Below are 4,699 nucleotides of genomic sequence, written 5' to 3' on the forward strand. Positions count from 1 at the left end.
TAGAGCAACGCAGGAGCAGTTGCCGAGTAGGGCAGTCTATTCTCGGACAGCCTCCTGGTGCAACAGCACCGTTTTCGCGGGTAACCTTAACCACCAAAGACAACAATAGTCCACCAATTAACAGGTAAACAACCTACCGAAGCAACTAAATGACATTTCCTTACTCAATCACCCCGTTGTTCTTGAAACCGGGAAGTTGAGTCCAGCTTGGCCAGTACATCCAGATGTAAACCGCCTTACCCACAATATTCTCTTCAGGGACAAAGCCCCAATATCGGCTGTCATTGCTTCGGTCACGGTTATCCCCCATGACGAAGTACATGCCGTCAGGCACAACCCATTCACCTTCAGCTCGAAAATCATTACTGGTGAGTTCTTTTCGAACCTGGTAACGCTTGCCCTCATCTCCCTCGTTGTAGAGACGGTAAGTGGATCGGGCATCACTGAGCTGTGCCACGAACTCTTCAGGAACCGCGCGGCCGTTCACTGTCAGCCGTTTATTCATATATCTCACGACATCGCCGGGTAAACCGATAACACGTTTGATGAAGTTAATATTTTCTTTCCCTGGCTGTTTAAACACCATCACATCACCACGATCAGGCTCACCGATAGCAAGCACCTTGGTGCCTGACACTGGCAAACGCAAACCATAACTGTATTTATTAACAAGAATAAAATCCCCCACTTCCAAGGTCGGAATCATGGAACCGGATGGAATTTGAAAAGGTTCAAACAAAAAAGATCGAATAACCAGAACAAACAGTAAAACCGGAAAGATAGACTTGGCGGTCTCAACAATTGCCGGTTCCCCGGGCAGTTTCTCAAGGGCGTCATCATCGCCTCCCTCGGCACTGGCAACAGCAGCCTTTCGCTTTGGTAACAGAAAGAGTCGATCAATAAGTGCGATGATACCTGTAACAACAACCGACAGTACCAATAGCAGTGGAAAGTTAAAGTCCATGGCTATTTTTCTCTAAACCTGTTTTATCAGACCTGAACAATTAGGTGAAACTGTATTGACAACATCCAAATTGAGAGTTTCACAGCACAAAACAGCCGACAGTCCGGCTTATCGTGTTAACCAAAAGTAGGTTATATAATCAATGGTGAATTATTTGTCGACCTTTAGAACAGCCAGGAAAGCCTCTTGGGGAATTTCCACACGTCCAACCTGCTTCATACGTTTTTTACCAGCCTTCTGTTTTTCCAGTAGCTTACGCTTGCGACTCACGTCACCACCATAGCATTTTGCAGTCACGTTCTTTCTGAGCGCCTTTACCGTTGTCCGGGCAATAATCTGCCCACCAATGGCCGCCTGAATGGCAACATCAAACATCTGACGGTGAATGATCTCTTTCATTTTTTCCGTCAGAACCCGCCCTCGGGCAACGGCATGATCCCTGTGAACTATAACCGCCAGCGCATCGACTTTTTCACCATTGATAAGAATATCCACCCGGACCATATTAGCGGTTTCAAAACGATCAAAAGCGTAGTCCAGAGAGGCGAAACCCCTGCTCACCGATTTCAGACGGTCAAAGAAATCGAGCACCACTTCGTTCATCGGAATATCGTAGGTCAGCGAGACCTGTCCACCCGTGAACTGCATATCGTTTTGTACGGCACGCTTCTCAACACAGAGAGATATTACATTACCAAGGTATTCCTGGGGTACCAGAATATTTGCCCGGCAGATGGGTTCACGAATTTCGTCAATACCCCCGGGGTCAGGCAATCTGGAAGGGTTATCAACTTCCACAACACTGCCATTTTTCATATGACACTCATAGATTACCGTGGGTGCAGTGGTAATCAGGTCCAGGTCGTATTCCCGCTCAAGCCGCTCCTGGATGATCTCCATATGCAGCATGCCCAGAAAGCCACAGCGGAAACCAAAGCCCAGCGCATCACTGCTCTCCGGCTCGTAAAACAGGGAAGCATCGTTCAGACTCAGTTTTTCCAGGGCGTCACGAAAATCTTCAAAGTCATCGGCGCTGACCGGGAACAAACCTGCATAGACCTGCGGCTTGACCTGTTTAAAGCCCGGCAGGGCCTCAATATCCTGAGTTTTCACATGAGTCAGGGTGTCACCGACTGGAGCACCGTGGATATCCTTGATACCGGCAACCACATAACCCACCTCACCGGCTTTAAGAACCCCGGTGGGCGTCCGTTTTGGGGTAAAAATACCAACATTATCGACAACATAAGACTGTTTGGTGGATTTAACGACAATCTTTTCTCCCTTGCGCAACGTACCGTTTTTAACCCGCACAAGAGAAACCACACCCAGATAGTTATCGAACCAGGAATCGATGATCAGCGCCTGCAATGGTCCATTAACATCACCTTCAGGGGCTGGAATAGTGGACACTAGTCGTTCAAGAACAGTTTCAATACCCAACCCGCTTTTGGCAGAGCAGCGCACGGCATCCGTTGCGTCAATACCGATAATTTCTTCAATTTCCTGAGAGACCCTGTCCGGCTCTGCCTGGGGCAGATCCATTTTGTTAAGCACTGGCATGACTTCCAGCCCTTGCTCTATGGCGGTATAACAGTTTGCAACGGATTGTGCCTCGACTCCCTGAGCCGCGTCCACCACCAGAAGAGCACCTTCACAGGCAGCCAGGGAACGTGAAACTTCATAGGAAAAGTCGACGTGCCCCGGGGTATCGATAAAATTCAGTTGATAGGTATTCCCATCTTTTGCATGGTAATCCAGCGTGACACTCTGAGCCTTGATGGTGATTCCACGCTCCCGTTCAAGCTCCATGGAATCAAGCACCTGGGCCTGCATTTCACGATCACTGAGCCCACCGCAGGTTTGGATAAAACGGTCAGCAAGGGTCGATTTCCCATGGTCAATATGGGCAATGATGGAAAAGTTCCTGATTAAGCTTAGGTCGCTCACAATAGCATCTACTATAAAAACGTCACAAAAAGCGGTCCCCGCAATCGCGGGGACCGTCTTGAACCGGGAGGCTGACTGAGAATAGACCGCCCAACAGCAGCGGCAGTGATAAACACGCCTGACCTGTGAAAATGATTCCGTAATATTCTATAACATGTCGGCACTGTACTCCATGGCCAGATACCGTGCTGTTATATTTCATTACTCCTGCAACCGGAAAGTGATGTAACCGGGGTTTCCGCCCCGAATAACCCGCATTGAAATTGAGCGATTCCTGGGCAACCTGGTCACTACTTTTTTAAATTCTGCTACCGTCGTCACATTACTATTGTTAAGGTCCGTGATGACGTCACCCTGTCGCAATCCAATAGAGCGACCAGCTCCCCTGTTAACCCCGATCACCACCAACCCCTGAATATCCTTGGCCAGGCGCAGCTTACTCCGATAATTCTCGTCAAGCTCCGCCACCTGAACACCCAGAGGGTTTTTATCAGAAGGAATCTGATTCCCCCTGTGTTCAGAAGCAGCACTATTTTCATCCGGCAGTTGACCCACTTCAACATCTACGGTCTTGCGCTTGCCATTACGGATGTATTCGAGTTTTACTTTTTCACCCGGATTGATCACCCCAACCGACATGGGCAATACGCCGGAACTGTTGATAATCCTTTCATGAAACCTGACAATAATATCCCCGGGGTGCAGCTTTGCCTTATCCGCAGGCCCGCCAGGAACCACCTGACTGATCAAAGCCCCCATTGGCTTTTCCAGACCAAAGGATTCTGCCAGATCTCGATCTACATCCTGAATGGCAACCCCCAGCCACCCCCGGGTTACGTGACCCTTCGCTTTTAGTTGGTCAACAGCCCACATAACATGATCAACAGGTATGGCAAATGAAAGCCCCATAAATCCCCCAGATCGGGTAAAAATCTGGGAATTAATGCCAATTACCTCACCATTCATATTAAACAGTGGACCACCCGAATTCCCCGGATTAATGGGAACATCCGATTGAATAAACGGAACATATGAGTCACTGGGAAGGCTTCTATTCAGGGCGCTGACAATGCCCTTGGTAATCGAATATTCAAAATTAAACGGTGACCCAATCGCTGCCACCCATTGACCAGGCTTAACACTCTCAGAGTCACCAAGCCTCACTACGGGCAGACTTCGGTCGCTTTGAATTTTTAACAGCGCCAGATCTGAACGTTTGTCTGCACCGACTAATTCTGCAGAACGTTCACTTCTGTCGCTAAGTCTGACAATGATCTGGTCAGCACCCTCGACAACATGATTATTGGTCAGAATGTAACCATCTGATGAGATAATAAAACCTGAACCGAGAGACAATGGTTGCGCACGTCCAGAAGGAGTTTCATCAGGGAGGGGTATACCAAAATAACGGCGAAAAATTTCAGGAATCTCATCCCCACCCGGACCATATATCGATTGTCTTGCTTTTGGTGTGGTCAGAGTACTGATATTAACCACTGCTGGAGATGCCTGTTCAAATAATGTTGCAAAATCTGGCAAGCCTAAATCCCTGGCTGAAGCATTTACCACTGTCAGGTAAAACAAAAGCAGGGAAAAACCAACGTTACAAAGTGACTTTTTGAAGAGAAAAAACACCCTTGTCATATTATGTTTTCTCCAATATTCGACTATCAAAAAAATTCACCGCAGCCAGGAGGCTGTCCGAGAATAGCGCCCGTAGCAAGGATGGTAGAAAATTGAGGATAAAAATTTCGTTTTGTGAGGTGAATAGCGGGGCTATTTGCC

General features: G+C 48.0%; 3 protein-coding genes. All 3 read right to left on the reverse strand.

The genetic code is table 11. The features are described 5' to 3' along the window. Nucleotides 1-160: 160 nt before the first annotated feature. On the reverse strand, nucleotides 161-964 hold the full coding sequence (gene lepB, locus KDK14_RS15955) for a signal peptidase I (RefSeq protein ID WP_257266166.1): 804 nt from the start codon (nucleotides 962-964) through the stop codon (nucleotides 161-163). 150 nt (nucleotides 965-1,114) lie between these two features. Further along, nucleotides 1,115-2,914: a translation elongation factor 4 gene (gene lepA, locus KDK14_RS15960; protein WP_257266167.1), complete on the reverse strand. Its 1,800-nt coding sequence runs from the start codon at nucleotides 2,912-2,914 to the stop codon at nucleotides 1,115-1,117. A gap of 201 nt (nucleotides 2,915-3,115) precedes the next feature. Beyond that, nucleotides 3,116-4,558 carry a DegQ family serine endoprotease gene (locus KDK14_RS15965; RefSeq protein ID WP_257266168.1) on the reverse strand — a complete coding sequence of 481 codons (1,443 nt, stop codon included), beginning with the start codon at nucleotides 4,556-4,558 and terminating at the stop codon, nucleotides 3,116-3,118. Between the last annotated feature and the right edge of the window lie 141 nt (nucleotides 4,559-4,699).

Source organism: Endozoicomonas sp. ONNA2, assembly GCF_024606365.1.
Taxonomy (GTDB): Bacteria; Pseudomonadota; Gammaproteobacteria; order Pseudomonadales; family Endozoicomonadaceae; genus Endozoicomonas.

Excerpts from the sequence above, each read along its gene's own strand:
- KDK14_RS15965 (WP_257266168.1), bottom strand. The coding sequence starts at position 4,558 with ATGACAAGGGTGTTTTTTCTCTTCAAAAAGTCACTTTGTAACGTTGGT.
- lepB (WP_257266166.1), bottom strand. The coding sequence starts at position 964 with ATGGACTTTAACTTTCCACTGCTATTGGTACTGTCGGTTGTTGTTACA.